Origin of the sequence: Flavobacterium sp. 316, from assembly GCF_000967805.1 — a bacterium.
GTDB lineage: Bacteria > Bacteroidota > Bacteroidia > Flavobacteriales > Flavobacteriaceae > Flavobacterium > Flavobacterium sediminilitoris.
This window is the reverse complement of record NZ_JYGZ01000001.1, coordinates 567186-588649: the sequence shown is the minus strand read 5'-3', so window position 1 is coordinate 588649 and position 21464 is coordinate 567186. Positions and strand designations below refer to the sequence as shown.

General features: G+C 30.6%; 23 protein-coding genes. 22 read left to right on the top strand and 1 reads right to left on the bottom strand.

The window, feature by feature from the left end; genetic code table 11:
* Positions 1 to 23 precede the first annotated feature (23 nt).
* The 20 genes from SY27_RS02685 (at position 24) to SY27_RS02590 (ending at position 19112) form a co-directional block, all read left to right on the top strand.
* Positions 24 to 635 carry a phosphoribosylanthranilate isomerase gene (locus tag SY27_RS02685; RefSeq protein ID WP_235270879.1) on the top strand — a complete coding sequence of 204 codons (612 nt, stop codon included), beginning with the start codon at positions 24 to 26 and terminating at the stop codon, positions 633 to 635.
* A complete protein-coding gene (gene trpB, locus SY27_RS02680; protein ID WP_045967150.1) occupies positions 619 to 1806 on the top strand; it encodes a tryptophan synthase subunit beta in 1188 nt (395 codons plus the stop codon). Before SY27_RS02685 ends, trpB begins: the two co-directional genes overlap by 17 nt.
* A 19-nt stretch (positions 1807 to 1825) precedes the next feature.
* Complete coding sequence (trpA, locus tag SY27_RS02675; RefSeq protein WP_045967146.1) at positions 1826 to 2587, top strand: tryptophan synthase subunit alpha; 762 nt, start codon at positions 1826 to 1828, stop codon at positions 2585 to 2587.
* 93 nt (positions 2588 to 2680) lie between these two features.
* Positions 2681 to 3241, top strand: a complete 561-nt coding sequence (locus SY27_RS02670) for an NfeD family protein (RefSeq protein ID WP_045967145.1) — start codon at positions 2681 to 2683, stop codon at positions 3239 to 3241.
* A gap of 23 nt (positions 3242 to 3264) precedes the next feature.
* Positions 3265 to 4803 (top strand): flotillin family protein, encoded by a 1539-nt coding sequence (locus SY27_RS02665; protein ID WP_045967143.1) that lies wholly within the window; start codon positions 3265 to 3267, stop codon positions 4801 to 4803.
* 126 nt (positions 4804 to 4929) lie between these two features.
* Complete coding sequence (locus tag SY27_RS02660; protein WP_045967142.1) at positions 4930 to 5877, top strand: tRNA-dihydrouridine synthase; 948 nt, start codon at positions 4930 to 4932, stop codon at positions 5875 to 5877.
* Between the two features lie 18 nt (positions 5878 to 5895).
* Positions 5896 to 6279, top strand: a complete 384-nt coding sequence (locus SY27_RS02655) for a DUF2809 domain-containing protein (RefSeq protein WP_045967140.1) — start codon at positions 5896 to 5898, stop codon at positions 6277 to 6279.
* 384 nt (positions 6280 to 6663) lie between these two features.
* Positions 6664 to 8004 (top strand): serine hydrolase, encoded by a 1341-nt coding sequence (locus tag SY27_RS02650; RefSeq protein WP_052705102.1) that lies wholly within the window; start codon positions 6664 to 6666, stop codon positions 8002 to 8004.
* Positions 8005 to 9156: 1152 nt separating this feature from the next.
* A complete protein-coding gene (locus SY27_RS18075) occupies positions 9157 to 9648 on the top strand; it encodes a hypothetical protein (RefSeq protein ID WP_052705100.1) in 492 nt (163 codons plus the stop codon).
* A gap of 148 nt (positions 9649 to 9796) precedes the next feature.
* Positions 9797 to 10648 carry a methylated-DNA--[protein]-cysteine S-methyltransferase gene (locus tag SY27_RS02640; RefSeq protein WP_045967137.1) on the top strand — a complete coding sequence of 284 codons (852 nt, stop codon included), beginning with the start codon at positions 9797 to 9799 and terminating at the stop codon, positions 10646 to 10648.
* A 68-nt stretch (positions 10649 to 10716) separates the two neighbouring features.
* Entirely contained in the window at positions 10717 to 11469 is a 753-nt protein-coding gene (locus tag SY27_RS02635; protein ID WP_045967135.1) for an SDR family oxidoreductase, read from the top strand.
* The gene (locus tag SY27_RS02630; protein ID WP_045967134.1) at positions 11466 to 12173 is read left to right on the top strand and encodes a 2OG-Fe(II) oxygenase; all 708 of its coding nucleotides are present in this window, start codon (positions 11466 to 11468) and stop codon (positions 12171 to 12173) included. Before SY27_RS02635 ends, SY27_RS02630 begins: the two co-directional genes overlap by 4 nt.
* Before the next feature lie 2 nt (positions 12174 to 12175).
* A complete protein-coding gene (locus tag SY27_RS02625; protein ID WP_045967132.1) occupies positions 12176 to 12421 on the top strand; it encodes an Ada metal-binding domain-containing protein in 246 nt (81 codons plus the stop codon).
* Complete coding sequence (locus SY27_RS02620) at positions 12408 to 13025, top strand: alpha-ketoglutarate-dependent dioxygenase AlkB (protein WP_045967130.1); 618 nt, start codon at positions 12408 to 12410, stop codon at positions 13023 to 13025. The genes SY27_RS02625 and SY27_RS02620 overlap by 14 nt, the downstream gene beginning before the upstream one ends.
* 228 nt (positions 13026 to 13253) lie before the next feature.
* Positions 13254 to 14480 (top strand): hypothetical protein, encoded by a 1227-nt coding sequence (locus tag SY27_RS02615; protein ID WP_052705097.1) that lies wholly within the window; start codon positions 13254 to 13256, stop codon positions 14478 to 14480.
* A gap of 10 nt (positions 14481 to 14490) precedes the next feature.
* Positions 14491 to 15270 carry an alpha-ketoglutarate-dependent dioxygenase AlkB gene (locus SY27_RS02610; protein ID WP_045967129.1) on the top strand — a complete coding sequence of 260 codons (780 nt, stop codon included), beginning with the start codon at positions 14491 to 14493 and terminating at the stop codon, positions 15268 to 15270.
* Between the two features lie 431 nt (positions 15271 to 15701).
* Positions 15702 to 16274 (top strand): Crp/Fnr family transcriptional regulator, encoded by a 573-nt coding sequence (locus tag SY27_RS02605; protein ID WP_045967128.1) that lies wholly within the window; start codon positions 15702 to 15704, stop codon positions 16272 to 16274.
* A gap of 59 nt (positions 16275 to 16333) precedes the next feature.
* On the top strand, positions 16334 to 17299 hold the full coding sequence (locus tag SY27_RS02600) for an NAD(P)-dependent alcohol dehydrogenase (protein ID WP_045967126.1): 966 nt from the start codon (positions 16334 to 16336) through the stop codon (positions 17297 to 17299).
* Positions 17300 to 17778: 479 nt separating this feature from the next.
* Complete coding sequence (locus SY27_RS02595) at positions 17779 to 18165, top strand: hypothetical protein (protein WP_045967125.1); 387 nt, start codon at positions 17779 to 17781, stop codon at positions 18163 to 18165.
* 86 nt (positions 18166 to 18251) lie between these two features.
* Positions 18252 to 19112, top strand: a complete 861-nt coding sequence (locus SY27_RS02590; RefSeq protein WP_045967124.1) for an HAEPLYID family protein — start codon at positions 18252 to 18254, stop codon at positions 19110 to 19112.
* Between the two features lie 261 nt (positions 19113 to 19373).
* On the opposite strand, the gene yaaA is transcribed toward SY27_RS02590, so the two are convergent.
* Positions 19374 to 20132, bottom strand: a complete 759-nt coding sequence (gene yaaA, locus SY27_RS02585) for a peroxide stress protein YaaA (RefSeq protein WP_045967122.1) — start codon at positions 20130 to 20132, stop codon at positions 19374 to 19376.
* 180 nt (positions 20133 to 20312) lie between these two features.
* On the opposite strand from yaaA, the gene SY27_RS02580 reads away from it, so the two are divergent.
* Together SY27_RS02580 and SY27_RS02575 are read left to right on the top strand one after the other, a co-directional pair.
* Positions 20313 to 20882, top strand: a complete 570-nt coding sequence (locus SY27_RS02580; protein ID WP_045967121.1) for a hypothetical protein — start codon at positions 20313 to 20315, stop codon at positions 20880 to 20882.
* Between the two features lie 12 nt (positions 20883 to 20894).
* Positions 20895 to 21341, top strand: coding sequence for a GNAT family N-acetyltransferase (locus SY27_RS02575; RefSeq protein WP_045967120.1), 447 nt, complete (start codon positions 20895 to 20897; stop codon positions 21339 to 21341).
* Positions 21342 to 21464 lie beyond the last annotated feature (123 nt).

Genomic DNA, 21464 nt, shown 5'->3' with positions numbered 1-21464 from the left:
ACGTTAAACTAAAAATATGTGGTATGAAATTTCCAGAAAATATTCAGGAAATCTGCTCATTAGAACCAAGTTATTTAGGCTTTATTTTTTGGAAAAAATCATTACGAAAATATGATAATGATGAAATAATTGAAATTCCAAAACACATAAAAAAAGTAGGAGTATTTGTAGATGAAAACATTGAAGTCATTAAAAGTAAAATTAATCAATTCAAATTTGATGCTATTCAATTACATGGCATAGAATCTCCTAATTTTTGTAAAGAAATTAAGGAATTAAATGTAGAAGTCATTAAAGCTTTTTCAATTGATGAAACCTTCAACTTCGATAAACTTTTAGAATACGAAGACAATGTAGATTTCTTTCTTTTTGATACGAAAGGAAGATTACCTGGCGGAAATGGAATCTCATTTAACTGGGATTTATTAGTAAATTATAAACTATCAAAACCATTTTTCTTAAGTGGCGGAATAGGATTAACAAGTGTTGATGCAATAAAATCATTTTTAAGTACTGGTATAGCCAAATATTGTTACGGAATTGATGTAAATAGCCGATTTGAAAGAAGAACAGGATTTAAAAATTATTCTAAATTAAGAAGACTAAAAAGATTATTATATGAAGACGAAATATAATGTAGACGAAAATGGATTTTATGGAAAATTTGGTGGAGCGTTTATCCCTGAAATGTTATATCCAAATGTGGAAGAATTAAAAGAAAATTATTTAAAAATAATGAATGAACCTTCATTTAAAGAAGAATTCAACACATTATTAAAACAATATGTAGGCAGACCAACACCATTGTATTTCGCAAAACGGTTGTCAGAAAAATACAATACAAAAATATACCTAAAAAGAGAAGATCTATGTCACACAGGAGCTCACAAAGTAAACAATACGATTGGGCAAATTCTAATGGCAAAACGATTAGGTAAAACAAGAATTATAGCCGAAACCGGAGCAGGACAACACGGTGTAGCTACAGCTACAGTTTGTGCCTTAATGGGATTAGAATGCATCGTTTACATGGGAGAAATAGACATTAAACGTCAAGCTCCAAATGTAGCTCGTATGAAAATGTTAGGCGCAACTGTCCGACCTGCAACTTCAGGATCAAAAACCTTAAAAGATGCAACAAACGAAGCCATTAGAGATTGGATTAACAATCCATTAGACACCTTTTATATTATCGGTTCAGTCGTTGGCCCTCATCCTTATCCAGATATGGTGGCAAAATTTCAAAGTGTAATTTCAAAAGAAATTAAAACCCAATTATTAGACCAAGAAGATAAGGAAAATCCTGATTATGTAGTTGCTTGTGTTGGAGGAGGTAGTAATGCTGCTGGTGCTTTCTATGAATTTTTAGATAATGAAAACGTAAAATTAATTGCAGTTGAAGCAGCAGGTCATGGAGTTGATTCTGGTGAAAGTGCTGCTACATCAGTATTAGGCAAAATCGGAATTATTCACGGAAGTAAAACTTTGCTAATGCAAACTGAAGACGGACAAATCACAGAGCCCTACTCTATTTCTGCTGGTTTAGATTATCCAGGTGTAGGACCTTTACATGCTCACTTACACGATTCTAATCGCGCTGAATTTATAGCTATTACTGATAATGAAGCTATGCAAGCTGGTTTAAATATTTGTAAAACAGAAGGAATTATACCTGCAATAGAAACGGCTCATGCCTTTGCGGTATTAGATAAAAAACAATTTAGACCAACAGATATAGTGGTAATTAACCTTTCTGGTCGTGGTGACAAAGATTTAAACACATACATCGATTATTTCAAATTCTAAAAAATTTAGAAACAATAAAATGAAAAGAATAAACGCAAAACTTTTAGAAGATAAAAAATTATTATCTATATATTTTACTGCTGGCTACCCTAATTTAAATGATACTGTACCTATTATCAAAGAATTAGAACAAAGTGGAGTAGATATGATCGAAATAGGACTGCCATTTTCAGATCCTCTAGCTGATGGACCAACAATCCAAGAAAGTTCTACAATTGCAATTGAAAATGGAATGACAACAACTATCCTATTCAACCAATTAAAAGATATTAGAAAAACGATACAAATTCCATTAATTATAATGGGATATTTTAATCCAATGATGCAATATGGAATTGAAAAATTTTGTCAAAAATGTGCAGAAATTGGAATTGATGGCTTAATTATTCCCGATTTACCTTTAGATGTATACCAAAATGAATACAAATTTATTTTTGAAAAACATGACCTAAAAAATATCTTTTTAATTACACCTCAAACCTCAAACGAACGCATTACACAAATTGACACTATCTCTAATAGTTTTATTTATATGGTAAGCACAGCAGCCGTAACAGGAAGCCAGTCTGGTTTTGGAATAGAACAATTAGACTATTTTAAAAGAATTGCTAACTTAAATTTAAAAAATCCACAAATTGTTGGATTTGGAATTAAAGACAACGAAACATTTCAACAAGCCACAAAATATCAAAAAGGAGCAATCATTGGTAGTGCATTCATCAAATTTTTAAAAAATAACCCTGTTTCAAAAATTAAAAACTTCATTTCATTTATTAAATAATATACTCATAATATAAAGCTTATAGTTTTTTAACATCATTTTGTAACTTTTTTGTAAAAGTAATCGTATAATTACCATAACTAACTTACAACTATGAACTTTTTAGAAAACTATGAGCCTTTATTAAAGGCGTTTTGGTACATTGCATTACCAGTGAGTATTTTCTTTTCACTACAAACAATTGCTACTTTCATTGGTTTAGGAGGAGCTGAATCGGATGCTGATTCTGACGGAGGTGATGCAGGAGATATGCCTTTTGAACTATTTACTCTTAGAAACTTAATCAATTTTTTACTAGGATTTAGTTGGACAGGAATATCATTTTATCACAAATTTGAGAACAAAACCATCTTAATCATTATTTCAGTATTAGTCGGAATTATTTTTGTTGCTGTATTCTTTATACTAATAAAACAAATTTTAAAACTATCTGAAGATAATAGCTTTAAACTAGAAAATACATTAAACAAAACAGCCGATGTTTATTTAACTATTCCTGAAAATAAATTAGGAAAAGGAAAAATTCAAATTAGTGTAAACGGAGCTTTCCATGAATTAGAAGCTATGACCACTAATGCTGAAAAAATCCCATCAGGTTCTGTTGTCAAAGTTATTGCTATAGAAAATAGTATCCTTATTGTAGAAAAATTTTAATCCTTATCCTTATATATTAAATTATGTCTGAATTAATTATTATTGTTGTAGCCGCATTTGTGCTATTCGTAACTTTTGTTACCTTAATTTCACGTTACAAAAGATGTCCGTCGGATAAAATCTTAGTTATTTATGGTCGCACAGGTGGCACATCCGCTAAATGTGTTCACGGTGGTGGTGCCTTTATTTGGCCTGTAATTCAAGATTATCAATACTTAGATTTAAAACCTATTTCTATTGAAGCAAACTTAACAAATGCTCTTTCTCGTCAAAACATTCGTGTTGATGTTCCTTGTCGTTTCACCATTGCAATTTCAACAGAAACAGATAGTATGAATACTGCTGCTGAACGTTTATTAGGACTTTCACCAGATCAGATTCAAGAATTAGCAAAAGATATTTTATTTGGTCAATTGCGTTTAGTAATTGCAACAATGACTATTGAAGAAATCAACTCAGATAGAGATAAATTCTTAGATAACATTTCTAAAAACGTAGATTCAGAATTAAAGAAAATTGGTTTAAAATTAATTAACGTTAACGTAACCGATATTAAAGACGAATCAGGCTATATTGAAGCATTAGGAAAAGAAGCTGCTGCAAAAGCCATTAACGAGGCTAAAATTTCAGTAGCTGAACAAGAAAAAATTGGAGAAACTGGAAAAGCAATGGCTGATCGTGAGAAAGACGTTCAAATTGCCGAAACACATAGAGATCGTGATGTAAAAATTGCAATTACTAATAAAGACAGAGAAGTAAGTATTGCCGCAGCCTTTAAAGACGAAAGTATTGGTAAAGCAGAAGCGCAAAGAGATACACGTGTAAAAACATCAGAAGCAAATGCTATTGCTATTCAAGGAGAAAATGAGGCTAAAATTGCCATTGCACAATCAGAAGCAACTCGTCGTGAACGTGAAGCAGAAGCATTAAGAATCGCTTTAGCTTCTGAAAAAGTACAAAGTGCAAGAGCCTTAGAAGAATCATATGTAGCGGAACAAAAAGCGGAACAAGCACGTGCCGAAAGAGAACGTTCTACACAAAATGCTAATATTGTAATTCCTGCTGAAATTGCAAAACAAAAAGCAATTATTGATGCACAAGCTGAAGCTGAAAAAACAAGAGTTCAAGCAAAAGGAGAAGCAGATGCTATTTTTGCAAAAATGGAAGCAGAAGCAAAAGGTTTATTTGAAATCTTAACCAAACAAGCAGAAGGTTATCGTGAAGTGGTTAGTGCTGCTGGTGGTGATCCAACAAAAGCATTCCAATTATTGTTAATTGAAAAATTACCAGAATTGGTTAAAACCCAAGTGGAAGCAGTTAAAAACATCAAAATTGATAAAATTACAGTTTGGGACTCTGGAAATAATCAAGATGGAAATGGTTCAACTGCCAATTTCGTTTCTGGTATGATGAAAACAGTTCCACCATTAAATGATTTATTCAATATGGCTGGTTTAAATTTACCAACATATCTGAAAGGTGATGATAAAGCCACAGAAGTAAAACCAACTGAAATTGCCAAAACTAATGATGATAACACTTCATCAGAAGAAGTGAAATAATTAAACAAATTCCAATCTCAAAATTTTGAGATTAAATCCCAAATTCCTAATGGTTTTTGGGATTTTTTATTTTTGATATAAAACAACCAACACCTTTTCTATTATCTTTGCCATTCAAATAAATATATGACTCCTACTCTACTCTCATCGCCTTTACAAGGTTTTACCGATTTCCGATTTAGAAATGCTTTACATAAATATTTCGGTGGTATTGATACTTATTATGCACCATATATTCGTTTAGATGGAAAATTAATTATAAAAAATTCGTACCAACTTGATTTACAATTAGAAAATAACAATACTTTGGAACTCATTCCACAAGTAATGACTAATGATGCTGATGAGTTTCTATTTGTAGTCAAGTACATCCAAGAATTGGGATACAAAGAACTCAACTGGAATTTAGGTTGTCCATATCCAATGGTAACCAAAAGAGGCATGGGTTCTGGACTAATTTGCCAGCCTACAAAAATTGACCATATTTTAGAAAGAGCACATAGCGAAACTAATGTCGTTGTTTCCATGAAAATGAGAATGGGCTACGAAAATCCAGAAGAAATTTTAGATGTTTTTCCCATTTTGGACAAATATCCTTTAAAAAATATTGCCATTCATGCCCGAATTGGAAAACAATTATACAATGGAGGAGTTAATTTAGAAGCTTTTCAACGTTGTACCGAAAATACCAAACATAAGTTATATTATAATGGTGATATTACTTCTGTAGCTAAATATAGAGAAATGCAAGAACGCTTTCCAAATATAGATCATTTTATGATAGGTCGCGGTTTAATTGCTGATCCTTTTTTACCAAGCATGATCAAAAACAATACTATTGAATATCCAAAAGACCGATGGCAAATTTTCAGTGAATTTCACGACACCATTTATCAAGAATATGATGCAGCTCTCTCTGGTCCAACACCTATACGAATGAAAATGCTAGGTTTTTGGGGCTACTTTTCAAATTCTTTTTCCGATCCTCAAAAAACATTCAAAAAAATTAAAAAAGCCCAAAGCCCTAGAGCGTATCAAGAAGCAGTTAAAGAGATTTTAAAAAAGGAAAAGTAAAATAATTAATTCTTACAAATGTTAACATTCAATAAAAACTATTTTATATTAACACTATTTATCTTTGCTATTGAAGTTATAATTGCACTATACATAAAAGATACTTTTATAAGACCCTATTTAGGTGATGTTTTAGTAGTAATACTTCTATATTGCTTCATAAAATCATTCATAAAATCACGCGTAGCAATTGTTGCCCTATTTGTTCTCCTCTTTTCTTTTACAATCGAAACCCTTCAATATTTTAATATTGTTGAAAGACTAGGCTTAGAACAGTATAAAATAGCTCGAATAATAATTGGAACTTCATTCTCATGGATCGATCTAATATGCTATACCATTGGATACATACTTATAGTTATTATTGAAAAAAAGAAAACAATAGGTTTAACAATCAATTAAAGAAAATCAGATTAAATGAGTTTCGTTTAAGGCAAAATATCCTCTCTTTATTCTAAATATACTGCATTCAAAAATTATAGGTCATAATAGTAACAAAACAATATTTATATATTGCTGATAAATCAATTCGAAAAATTGTTAACCGACTTGATATGTTGTAAATATTTATTAGATTTCATAGGACTCTTAAAATACCAACTATTTAAATAATAAAACTCTTAAAAAAATATTTATATATATTAAGAGTTGTACACAATTATAAAACTGAACATCATAATTCTTACTTTCAATAACAAAATTGTTAATTAAAAGCTAAATACAAATAGTGCTATGCATTACATAATACTATTTTATAAATTTGTTCTTCATCAAATCAATCAAAAAATGAAAGCAAATTTTTTATTATTAATTACAGTTTTATTAGTTTTTTCCTGCAAAGAGAAGGAAAAAAACACTTCTTTAAATCAGAAAAATCCTAAAAACTCTACCTTAAAAATAGATAGTCTCTTAACTATTTATGAGAAAAATGGAAAATTTATGGGAAGTTTAGAATTAGCTCATAGAGGAAAATCCATTTACTCAAAAACCATTGGATATAGTGACATTGAATCCAAAAAGAAAGCAGATCCAAAAACGAAATATAGAATTGGTTCTATTTCAAAAACGTTTACTGCAGTACTAATTTTTAAAGCAATTGAAGAAAATAAGATATCTCTCAATGAGACCATAGAGAAATACTTTCCAAACATAAAAAATGCTAACAAAATTACTGTTGCTAATTTACTTCAACACAGAAGTGGTATTCATAATTTTACAAAAGATGAAAAACTCTTTAAGTATAGAACACAATTTAAATCCTCTAACGATCTTCTCTCAATAATATCAAATTATGAAAGTGATTTTGAACCTAACACTCAAGGAGAATATAGTAATTCTAATTATTTCCTATTATCACAAATTCTTGAGAAAAAATATAATAAATCTTTTAAAGATGTTTTACTAGAGAAAATCACTTTACCATTAGACTTAGAAGACACCTATCATGGCAAACAAATAACCCTAAACGACAACGAATCCAATTCTTATAACCTTTCTGAAAAACAGACCAAATTTGCAGAAACTGATATGTCTATACTTATTGGAAGTGGTTCAATTATTTCAACACCAAAAGATGTAAACAAGTTTATGACCGCCTTATTTACAGGTAAATTACTTTCAACAGAAAGTTTAGCTTTAATGAAAACCATTGAAGATAGTTATGGAATGGGGCTATTTCAATACAAAATTACTGACCGAAATGGATTTGGACATCGAGGGCATATAGATGAGTTTAGATCTACCTCTATTTACTTCCCTAAAGAAGATTTAGCTTTTACCTTAATTTCAAATGGAGCTAAAATTGATATCAATGATTTATATTTAGAAATTATTAAATTATACTTCAATGATGCAGTAATAGAATTATCAGAGACCGAGGTTGAAAAATTTGTTGGAACATATGTTTATGAAAAAGACGAAAAGGATAAAGTAGTTTTTATCCAAGATGAAACTACTTTGATTCATATTATAAAAGGAGAATTTAAAGAGCCTCTTATTTACAAAGGAAATAACCGATTTGTTATGGAACAAATGTATGGAGAATCTATATCGTTTATATTTTCTTCTGATGGAAGCAGTTTAATATTTGAACAAGGCAAATTTAAAGGCAAATATAAAAAAGAATAACTGTATACAACAATGGTAGCTGTTGCACAACCCTTCTAAAAAACTATTTTTTTAAAATAATTAATAAAATAAACCTCATTTTGAACATGCCCCAAAAAATTAGACACTATTTGGGGCATTTTTTATGGAAAGAAAAGTAAAAATTTAGTTGACTTACAATCGAGTTTTTGAAGTCTATAAGAACCGATTTTGTAAAAACAAAGTTCTTCTCTTATTTCAAGGGAATAACTTGACATAAAAATAGATGTTTTTTGATGGTAAAGTGCAAGTATTTCTTCAAGTTATAGATTAAACTCGCCATTAAGACTTGTTTATTTGCATTTTTAATGCCTCATATGTTCACGCATTTTATATTTCATGAAGTTGACCAAGGTTTCAATGACAGGTTCTATCGTTTTACTTCGCACTCTTGACATTTTCTTGACATAGGTTGATTTTTGGATAAGCTTTTGATACATGCGGTAGTAGTGTACTTTGTAGATACTATCGTCTAGTTTTTTAAACTTGGTACTTTTTCCACAACATTGTATTCTAAATGGACAATTCTTTCAATCAGATTCACTGCTTCGATACGTGTGTTTGGTTACACACATTTTCAACACTACTTTGAAGAAACTTAAAAATACTTCATCTCTATATAAAACACATGTTTTGCTAATAGAGAGTTGATGTTGTTTAAATAACCTTTCCAACAAAATCTTGAAAAACACAACTGAATCAATACTCTTCTGTCCTTCTTTTTCATAGCATTTTTGAGTGGATTTATAAATAAAATGTAAATCAAGTTCGGTTAGTAATTATATATATAAATTATCTTCTGGAACTAGATATAACAAATTAACCCAAACAAATAATTGTGGAATACAATTCTTCTTTTCTTACATGAAGAATTTTACAAAAAATACGCTTTTCAATATATCCTTTTTGTTATCTTTGAGAGAGTTGTGGAACAAGCACATTGTATAAATGCAATAGCGGGGAAAGAGCCTGAACCAAAGTCTGTATTTTTTTACACCACCAAAACCTTATTCTCATTTCCTTTTTTGTAAATTAGTAAATAAAATAAGGTTTTGGCTAAACAGTTACTAAACGGAAAACTCAAGTTTTTCTTCTCCGCTACTGCGCTTATACTTGACCTTTAGTGGCAATTTTATGATAAGCAGAATCGAAACAAATATTTTAGTAAATCCATTTACAAATTATAACTATTATGATATTTTAATAGATGGCATTTCTTTGGAAGAAACGATTCTTAAAAATTTAAATATTGAAATAAAAAAAGGTCTAGTGAGTACCTTCTTAAATTGGCTAAGCAATCCTTCTGAAAGAGAAACTATATGGAAAAGAACTTTACCAGAAATAGATCAAACTACATTTTTACCTATTCTAATGTGTGGAGAAGATTTAGATTTACTTTGCGATGTAATAATTGCGGAAACAGTAACAGATAATAATTATGTATATTGGAAAAGGTTTGGCTTAGATATTGGGAATGGTGAAAATATGCCTAAATCAATTGGAAAAAATGTACAATGGTTTATGAATTCGAGTGAAATAATCTTCGATAAAAATCAATATTCTGAAGTTTTGAATAAATTTAGAAAATATCTAAATGAAGAAAATGGTAATTTATGCTATAAATAAAAACTGCCACAAGCGGCAAACTAAAGACGAAACCTTAGCTATAACTCTAAAAAACGTCTGCAAAAAAACACTTTGACAAAAACATAGCAAGTTTCGGATTTTATAAAAGCAAAACCATTCGGACATTTGCATTATAAAATTCAGGACAATGAACGAGCAACAACAACTCAATTATAATCGAATTGCGGAAGCGATTGATTATATAAAGGACAATTTCAAAGAGCAACCAAATTTGGACGAAGTTGCCGAACAAGTGCATTTAAGTCCATTTCATTTTCAGCGTTTATTTAGCGAATGGGCAGGAACAACACCCAAAAAGTTTTTGCAATACATCAGCATTGAACACGCTAAAAAATTATTGACTGACCGACAAGCTACACTTTTTGACACCGCTTTTGAAACAGGGCTTTCAGGCACAGGACGGCTGCACGATTTATTTGTAAGCATTGAGGGAATGACACCAGCCGAATATAAAAACGGTGCAAAAAATCTTTCTATCAATTACAGTTTTGCAGAAAGTCCTTTTGGGAATTTGATTGTTGCTTCAACCACAAAAGGCGTTTGCTATATGGCTTTCAACGATGGTGAAACCAACGCATTAAACGACCTTAAACAAAAATTTCCCAACGCAACATTTCAGCGAAAATTGGATTTAATACAACAAAATGCGTTGTTCATTTTCCAAAACGATTGGAATAAATTACCTGAAATTAAATTGCATTTAAAAGGCACAGATTTTCAGTTGAAAGTTTGGGAAACACTTTTGAAAATTCCAATGGGGCAACTTTCTACTTACGGCAACATTGCCGAACAAATCGGCAACGCAAATGCTTCCAGAGCCGTTGGCACGGCTATCGGTAACAATCCCGTTGCGTTTCTTATTCCTTGTCATCGTGTTATCCAATCAACGGGCAATATTGGCGGTTATATGTGGGGCAATACACGAAAGACAGCTATCATCGGTTGGGAAAGTGCAAAAACCGATATTTTGGAAATGTAGCAAGTTTCGGGTTTTCTGCCACAGCATACATTGCAATCTTTGCATCAGAATTTTAAAACAAAAAAATAATGCAAAGATTTAAAGACAAATTCGCACTGATAACAGGCGGAACAAACGGAATGGGATTTGCCACAGCCCAACAATTCATCAACGAAGGTGGTAAAGCAATCATTACAGGACGAAGTGCCGAAACCGTAAACAAAGCCGTAGAACAATTAAGAACAAATGCATTTGGCATCGTTTCAAACGCAGGTAATATGAAAGACATATTGCTTTTGCAGGAACAAGTAAAACAGTATACGGAAAACATTGATTTACTTTTTGCCAATGCTGGTTATGGAAAGTTTGCTCCTGTTGAGTTTGCAGATGAAGTCCATTTTGACGAGTTGTTCAATTTGTTGGTAAAAGGAACATTTTTTACCGTTCAGCAAATCTTGCCTTTAATGAAAAACGGAAGTGCTGTTGTATTCAATACTTCATTTGTTACAGAATTTGGAACACCAAATTTTTCTGTTTATTCGGCAGCAAAATCAGCAGTGCAGTCATTCATCAAAACTTTTGCTTCAGAGTTCACGGAAAAAGGTATCCGTGTAAACGGCATTAGTCCTGGACACATCAAAACCAACATCTTTAATAATACAGGCTTGAATGCTGAACAAATTGCAGGTGCTTTGCAAGGAATTGTTCCAACGATACCTTTTAAAAGATTAGGCGAACCTACCGAAATCGCTAACGCAGTATTGTTCCTTGCATCGCAGGAAGCCAGTTACATTCACGGCACAGAATTAACAGTGGACGCAGGAATTTCAGTAATAAGATGATAAAGCAAAAGTTACAGGAAGCAGATTGGCAAAACATAACTGAAACAATGCACACAAACGGTTATGCCATTCTTCCCAATCTGTTGTCAGACCAACAATGCGATGCATTGAAAGCAGAATATAACAACCCAAACACTTACAGAAAAACGGTAGTAATGGAACGCTACCGTTTTGGTTTAGGCGAATACAAGTATTTCAACTATCCGTTGCCCGAAATTATTCAGCAAATCAGAACAAACATTTATCCGCAACTTGCACCCATTGCAAATACGTGGTTTAGGGCGTTAAATATTGACAAGCAATTTCCATTGGAACACGCAGAATTATTACAACAATGCCACCAAAACGAACAACAAAAAGCAACTGTTTTGATTTTGAAATACGGCAAAGGCGGTTTCAATACATTACATCAGGATTTATATGGAGATATTTATTTTCCCATTCAAACAGTTTTGTTTTTAAACGAACCTGATCAAGATTTTACAGGTGGCGAATTTGTATTGACACAGCAAATTCCAAGAGCACAATCCAAAGCCATAGTTCTAAAACCAAGAAAAGGCGATATGCTGATTTTTACGACCAATTTCAAACCCGAAAAAGGAACGAAAGGTTATTATCGGGTAAATATGAAACACGGTGTAAGCGAAGTAAAATCGGGCGAGCGTTTTACTTTGGGGATTATTTTTCACGATGCTTTAAGTTAATAATGATAAGGCACAGCGAAATATCCGACAGCGATTTGCAAAGTAAAATCAAACAACAGAAAATTGGTTTAGGGGGTAATATTAAACTAAAAATTTACGGTTTACTCAACTGCAAATCTGGCAAACGAATGAAAAGAGAAAACAGAGTTTTCTTTATGACAGAGAAAGAAGCTATTGAAAACGACTTTCGACCTTGCGGACATTGTATGAAAACCGAATACAAAAAATGGAAGAATGGACTTATTTAACCCAACTATAGACAAAACAAAAAATTGGTTACCACAAGACGGAACTGTCAATTATCACGGACAAATTTTAGAAAAAGAGCAAGCAGATTTCTATCTTAAAAAACTATTGGAAACTATCGAATGGCGCAATGATGAAGCTATTATTTTCGGAAAGAAAATCATTACCAAACGAAAAGTTGCTTGGTATGGCGACAAGCCTTTTAAATACACTTATTCCAATACTTCAAAATACGCTTTGCCTTGGACAAAAGAACTGTTAGAATTAAAAATATTAATTGAAAAAGAAACAAGCGAAACTTTTAACTCATGTTTGCTTAATCTATATCACAATGGAAATGAAGGAATGGCTTGGCACAGCGATAGTGAAACCGATTTAAAGAAAGATGGAGCAATCGGTTCATTGAGTTTCGGAGCAGAACGAAAATTTGCTTTTAAACACAAACAAGTCAAAGAAAAAGTAGAAATTATGCTACAACACGGAAGTTTATTAGTAATGAAAAACACCACGCAAACAAATTGGTTGCATAGACTTCCACCCACCAAAAAAGTAACAAAACTGAGAGTAAACTTAACATTCAGAACGATTGAAGAAAAAGAACTGTAGCTAACATCGTATATGAGCAAAAGCAGGTTGTGCTAAATCGAAGTTTCGGTTTTCTATATCGTAAAAATCATTTTTTATTTACTTTGAAAAATGTAAATTAGCAAATAAAAAAATCGGTTTTGCTTAGGTCAGTGCAAATTTGAAAGTTTCCGCTTCTTTTTCCGTTCCTGACACATGTACACAGACCGTTACTCACAATTAAACAAAACCTTGTAGAATCTAAACATAATGAATAAATTTGACTTTGAAAATAGCATATCTAAAAACAAAAATTACTTAATTGACTTATCAAAAGAGAACGATGATTCAGACGATTTAAAATATCTAGTAAATAATTTTTGTGGTATAGTTGTAAAAAAACTTTCAGAAATTCCAAAGATTCAAAACCAAGTAAGACTTTACGCAATTGGAGATACTAAACATTTAAAAAATGAAACAAAATCAATTTTTATAGTCAGAGATTTATCTTCAAATTATGAAGATTTAACAACTAAAAATTTTTCAATAATTGGACTTGGACAAGTGCCAATAAATATACATGATGCAGGAGTTTATTATAGACGGTTTTTCGATAATGATGATTTTTTTGAAAAAATAGAATCAGAACACGAGTTTCAAAATTTAACAGAGTCAAACAAAGAATCAATGGCTTTGAGAAAAGGAATTTATTTAAGTCAAATTACAAAACAAATAAAAGGAGAAAATGAATCTCTAAATTTTCATCTATTAAGGTGTTCAAGTAACTTAACAGGTCCAACAGATAATTTCAGAAAAACTGATAACCTAATTATTGACTCTCTAAATGAAGCCATAAAATTTGATTTTGAAAAAAAAACAGAATTGAATCATGTGCTTGCACAAATTTATTTAAACAAAAAAAATGACTTAAATTCAAAAGAAGTCAAAGCAAAAATTAGTGCTCATTCAGATAAAACTAAAGATATGGCAAAAGAAGGTCTTATAACGTTTTGTACTTTTTATGATAAAACAAATTTTGATCAATTGTCACCTTCAAAAACAGATAAGTTTGATTGGGTTTACAAAAAATCGAGTGGATTAACCAGACTTTTCTTTAAGCTAAAAAAAACAGTCAAAGATGAATCTTTAATTAAGGAATTTAGTGTAACCTTATACCCAAATTCTGTTTTTTCAATACCACTTTCTACGAATAGACTTTACACGCATGAAATAAAACCTTCTGTATTAAATATCGATAAAACTCCTATAAGAATGGGCTATGTAATCCGTTGTTCAAACTTAGAGGCAGTATATGAAAATAATAAAACCTACATAAAGGAAAATGGGAATTTAATTCCATTAGAGCTCATGAATAATGAGAACATGGAGGATTTAAGAGATTCTTATTATAAAGAAAATAAAACTGAAAAAAATATAGATTATGGTATAGTTCACTTCAGTATGAATTCTGGAGATTATCAAAAACCCATATATTAAACGATTACAGATGAATCAAAATGAATTTAAAAAAATAACATTACCATTTGAACATAATCTCTTCAATGAATTATCCACACAAATCAATTTTGAAAATGTTGGAAAAGGTAGGATTGGAAACCATTTAGTTAAGGCAAGTGATAAAGGTATTCCTATTGTTAGAACAACGACTCAATATAACATTCCAGCTCATGAATTCTCTGATTTGCATAGTAAAATAATAAAAAGTATTAATAGTAATTTTGTGTATTTTCCTGAAATTAAGTTTAACAATGCTTTAATTGAAATCTATGACAACTCATACTCTAAAATGAAATACCATTCTGACCAATGTCTCGATTTAGTAGATGATTCTTATATCGGATTATTCTCATGCTATGAAAAACCTAGCAAGTTAGAGAAACCACATATTAGAATATTAAAAATACAGAATAAGACCACAAATGAAGAATTTGATATTTCTTTAACGCATAATTCATTTGTACTATTTTCAGTAAAAGCTAATACAAACTTTTCACATAAAATCATCTTAGATTCAACACTAAATCAGAAAGAAAAACAAACTGATAATAGATGGTTAGGTATAACTTTTAGAGAATCTAAAACCTTTATTAAATTTAAAAATAAAATGCCATACCTTTCATGTGGAAGTTTACTTGAATTAGCTGACGAAAATCAAAAGAAAGAGTTTTTTATGTTAAGAAGTCAAGAAAACAGAAGCATTAATTTTACTTATCCTCAAATTAATTTCACAATTAGTAAGGCTGACACATTAATGCCTATTCGTTAAAATGATATTTGCATTTGATACATAGGAAATAAAACTATTACAGTTAATTTTTTCATTTAAGTTGCAAACTTTGCATTTAATTTTTCCGAACTTTATCAATAAACGTAACACTGAATATCGAGCGAACGCAGAAAGTAAATCGATACGTTAAAATCAGCACATAGAAAATTGAAATACTGAACTCCGTACGAGCTTTGAAAATTGATTGCAGAATTACTTTTCCGTACCGAATTCAGGCAACTGACTTAAAAAAGCAACAAGCCTTAACAGCTCCTACACTCAATAGCTTGGTCGATTTTCGCCTGGAAAAATCTTCCGATTTCCCAAAGTTTGTCTATATTTGTAATGGCTCAATTTTCAGTTAACACCACAGGAATATAGCGGCAACACGTTGAGAGGTATTCGAAGAGGGCGATTAACAAGAATAAAATATGGAAGAACTTAAAAAGATAATAACAGATACACATAAAGTATCTATTACTGCTCTTAATGACTTTGTTGCTCAATTTGAGATTGTTTCGTTCTCTAAAAACTCTATTTTATCCATACCCGAAAAGAAAGATAAATATTTATATTTTACCATATCAGGTGTCCAAAAAGCCTATTATTTAGTTGATAAAAGACAATGCATTATTTCTTTTACTCAAGCTAATCATTTTACGTGTGCTCCAGAATCTTTTCTAACACAAAAACCGTCGAAGTACTATTTTGAATGCATTACGGACAGTAAATTCTATAGAATATCATATGATAACTTTATTAATCAAACCACTAAACATAAAGATATCCAAGATTTTTTAATTGAAGCACTAATGGGATTAGTAAACAATATAACAGATAGGTTTATTAAGCAGTCAACTTATTCTATTGAGGAAAAATATAAAGATTTCATGCGATATAATGCACACCTTATTAATTCTATACCTCATAAAGACATTGCTAATTTTTTAGGTATGAATCCAACAAATTTTTCAAAACTATTTAATAATGTGGTAATCGAATAGTTGGTATATACCAATAATTACATTAAAACTTGAATCTATATTTGCAAAAAATATAGATAATGAAACAAGTTTTATACAGTAATTACGGGAACAGTAGTGTGTTAAAAATCGAAGAAACAGAAAAACCTAGTATAAGAAAGAAAAATTCGTTACTAATTAGAATATGTTACTCTTCTTTAAATGCAATAGATTGGAAAAATCGCAAAGGTGACTTTAGATTAGTTTCAGGTTTAATAAAACCAAGAACAAAACAAGGGTTTGATGTTGTTGGCATTATTGAAGAGAAATCAAATGATATTAAAAATTTAAATATTGGAGATAAAGTTGTCAGATTGTTAGGTAATTTTGAAGGAGGTTCTCTTTGTGAATATATTGTTGTAAAAGCAGATAGTGTAGTTAAAATCCCTAATAACATTCCTATTAATCAGGTAGCTGGATTACCAATGGCTGGAACAACTGCATGGTTAGCACTATTAAAATTAGGCGGTCTGAAAAAGAATGATAGGGTTTTAATCAATGGTGGAAGCAGTGGAGTTGGTCATATAGCCATACAGATAGCAAAAGCATATGGCGCAAAAGTTACAAGTGTATCAAGTACCAAAAATCTAGATTTCTGCAAACAGCTAGGTGCGGATTTTACTATAAGCTATCAAAATGGAGATTTTCTAAAAACGACGTCGACTTTCGATATTATTTTTGATGTTGTATTTAATACCTCTTATAAAAAAACAAAGCATCTTTTAGCTCCGAATGGGATATATATTGGGACAACTCCAACAGGAACAATGATAAAGGAATTATTAAGATATAAACGAGCAAAATTTGTATCAGTGCACCCAAACCAAGAAGCACTTAAAGACCTTTTGAAATTAATGAAAGAAAACATTCTTAAAGTAGAAATTGACAAAGAATTCATGCTTAATGATATTGTAAATGCTCATGATTATATTGAAGCATCAAAAACAGTAGGAAAAGTAATTATAAAGATAGAAGAAGAACAACCAAATAACATGGTATATAATTAATTGGCGACATAGTTGTCTACTAAATAAATAAAATAAAACTCATTTAAATCACTTTAAATGAGTTTTATTTTTTGAGGTTAGCACAGTTTTATAAAAATAGTATCGCTTAAAAAAGCCATTTTTAACTTATACAATTGTGGTTTTAGAAAAAGGTGTACTTTTTTCCCATTAGTAAATGTTTATTAGCTTGTTTAATTAGACTCATACTTGGATACTTGCGTTTGGTTATACACATTTTCAACACTGTTTTGAACAACCTTAAAAACACCTGTTCTACTAATAAAGAGTTGATATTGTTTAAATCATGTCCAACAAATTAAACGAAACAAATAATTGTGGAGTAAAATTCTTCTTTCCTTACATGAATAAATTTACAAAAAAATACGCTTTTCAATATTTTCCTTTTTGTTATATTTGTGAAGTTCGCAACCTCTCCAAGTGGAAAAACGTTAGCAAACATATAAAACACCAAAAGGAAATTGATAGACAAAATCCGAAATAGTACATTTTATCGTTTAATTTGGGGCTTATTAGCTTTGCATTTACTCAATGTTAGCATTGACAATCCTGACCCAAATCCAAACCACATTCCGGAAGATTTAACCTATAACGAACAAGAAAGCATTGTAGAATTCGTAATTGAAAAATTGCTCGGTTTTGAAAATGCCATTGCCGAATATGACGACCCCGATACTGAAGAACACAGCAAGAAAAAGACAATAAACATAGATTGGGTTGTTCTTAATCCTGTATTCAAACACAATTTAAACGCTTTATATCAAGCAACCCAAAAAACATTACCACATTACAAAGAACCTGCTTCCCAAGCATTCTGTAAAATATTCAGTCCTCCACCCGAAGTTTGATTTGCCTTTAAAGTAAAAAGTTAATCGTCTATTCTGTAAAAGAAACTCAGACGACATTTTTCATTTATAAAAACCAAATCAAGAAAATGAATATCAAAAAAATCTTGATGCCTTTACTATTTTTGGCATCATCAACTTGCGTTTTGGCCCAAATAACCAACGCTACAAAAGACAGCCTTTACATTGAAGAAGTAGAATTGCACCACGAACTGCCAAAAGTGCTACACGCAGAACCTTTATACATTGACCTAATACGAGACCTTGGAGCGAGAAAGGGCGAAAAAGAATGGAATATCGGTTTTGGTATGACCGACAAACTAAAATTTGATGAATACGAAGCTCTTGTAGAGTACGAATGGGCACCGATAAACCGACTCGGATTTGAAGTAGAATTGCCGTTTACCTTTCATTCGGACATAAACGGAACGCCAAAAGATTCCATGCCATCTAACAAACTGAACAGTATAAAATTGGCAACCCAATGGTCGTTTTTTGTCAATGAAAAAATAGCCACTTCAATGGCAATCGGTTACATCAACGAGTTTGAACTTTCCGACTTTAGGAATTTTGGAAAACCATTCATAAAAGGGAATGTTTATAACCCATTTTTGGTCGTTGCCAAACGATGGGGCAACAATTTTCACTCGTTAATTTATACCGGTCCAATGATTGAACAAAATTTTAGAACCAATCATTTTCACACCACTTACGATATCAACACCAGTTTTCATTATATGATAACAGGAACGAGAAATTTTGTAGGAATTGAACTTAACAAGACCATAGACAAAAAAGATTTCGATATGACTATACGACCGCAAATGCGACTTGAAATTACTAACCAAACAATGCTTGGAATTGTAACGGGAATACCTATTGCAAGGGAGAACCAACGTTTCAGTGCATTTATAAGACTCATTTGGGAACCACTCCACAGACCAAAATAAAATATCGGTAACTGTTGAGCAACCCATCTAAAAAACTAATTTTTTAAAATAAACCTTTTTTAAATCACGTTAAAAGAGGTTTACTTTTTGAGGTTAGCACAATTTTATAAAAATAGTATCGCTTAAAAAAGTTATTTTTAACTTATACAATTGCGCTTTTAGAAAAAGTATACTTTTCCTTGTTCTACAGTTAAAAAATGTACCATTAAAAAAAACTACAATAATAAAAATCATCATTTATAATTGTAGTTTTTATAATTTCTATCTTGTAAAAACTAAAGTATTTCCTTTACTCAAATTTCCATCAAAAGCATAGCCTTCATAATTGAATTTTTTCAAATCTTCAATTGTTTCTGCATTAGTATCAATAATATAACGCACCATTAAACCTCTGGCTTTCTTAGCGAAAAAACTAATCATTTTTAGTTTTCCATCTTTATAATCTTTAAATTCTGGAGTAATAACAGGTACTTTTAAAGCTTTTGTATCAACCGCACTAAAATATTCATTACTGGCTAAATTTAAAAACAATTCATCTTTTGAAAGTTCTTTATTCAAAGCATCTGTAATTGTTTTTTTCCAAAATTCATACAAATTTTTCTTTGCACCTATTGCTAGTGATGTACCCATTTCTAAACGATAAGGTTGCATTAAATCTAATGGTTTTAAAACACCATACAAACCTGATAGAATGCGTAATCTATCTTGTAAAATATCTAATTTATCTGTTGGAATAGTATAAGCATCTAAGCCCGTATAAACATCTCCATTAAAAGCATAAACAGCAGGTCGAGCGTTTTCTGGAGTAAATGGAGTTTGCCAATCTTGATTGCGTTGCCAATTCAAATCGGCTAATTTTTCAGAAATAGACATTAAATCCATTAACTGCTTTGGTTTTTTCTTTTTTAAGGTTTTATGAATGGTCTCTGATTTAGATAAAAAATCAGATTGTGTAAATACTTTTGTTGGTAATTTTGATTCAAAATCTAATGATTTTGCTGGAGATATAACTATTTTCATATTCTTAACTTTCTATTTTTCAAAAGTACGAAAAACAATATCTTTTGGTTTGTAATTTGTATCAAAAAAAATTATAACTGCATATAGTATCTAAATCATATTTTGTCAGAAAAGAGTTATTTTTGTAAAAAAAATTACTAATAAATCCAATTCTTATATAAATTTTAAGTATCTATTAAAATGTATAAATTTTTAGCATTCTTATTAATTATCATTATTTCTCCATTTTTAGGAGGACTATATGGTATTATTCATGATCAAATTACTTATACAATTTCAGAAGAATACTATACAAAATTTAAATTCATTCAATTCGGGTTAGAAAATTGGGGATTAGGAGAAAACATTGGAACAATTGAAAATCCAGAAATAAAACTAAGAAACCCTAGATTTGGAGCAACTATTGTAGGAACACTTGCAACATGGTGGGTTGGTTTAATAATTGGTTCTTTTTTAGGAATTATCGGGTTGTTTATCCATAAAAATGGAAAACAAATGATACAAACAACATTCATTGCTATTTTTATCAATACTGGAATTGCATTATTTGTAGGTTTCATAGGGTTACTCTATGGTAAAACATTCCTTATAAATAATATTCCTTCCCATTGGTTCTTTCCAAAAAATCTTCTTGATACAAATAGCTTCATTATGGTTAGCTCTATGCATAATTTTAGTTATATAGGTGGTTTTATCGGATTAATGATAGCAATAATCTATAGTATTAAACAATATTATAAATTAAAATAAATTTAAAAAGTAATGTTTAGAATTGATACAATACAAAAATCGGAATATTTAAATGTTATTGCTGTTTGGGAAGCATCAGTAAGAGCAACACATCATTTTTTAAAAGAAGAAGATATTCAATATTTTAAACCGCTTATTTTAAACAATTATTTAGATGCCGTAGAATTGAGAAGTGCAAGAAACGAACAAAATGAAATTATTGGTTTTCTTGGTGTAGCAGAACAGAATTTAGAAATGTTATTTATACATCCTACTGCAAGAGGAATTGGAATTGGGAAAAAACTATTGCATTATGCTATCAATGAACTAAAAATAACCAATGTAGATGTAAACGAGCAAAACGAGCAAGCTGTTGGATTTTACAAACATTTTGGTTTTGAAATTATTGATCGTTCAGAATTAGATTTTTCAGGAAAGCCCTTTCCTATTTTATATATGAAATTGAAAAAACAAACCTAATACTCTTTTAAAAACAATAATAAAAAAGCTTCAAATTACTTTTCCCCTATTTCATTTCATTTTTACCTCAGTTCATCTCTTTTTGATTTTAAAATTAAAGCTGCTCCTGTAGATTTGCCTTAT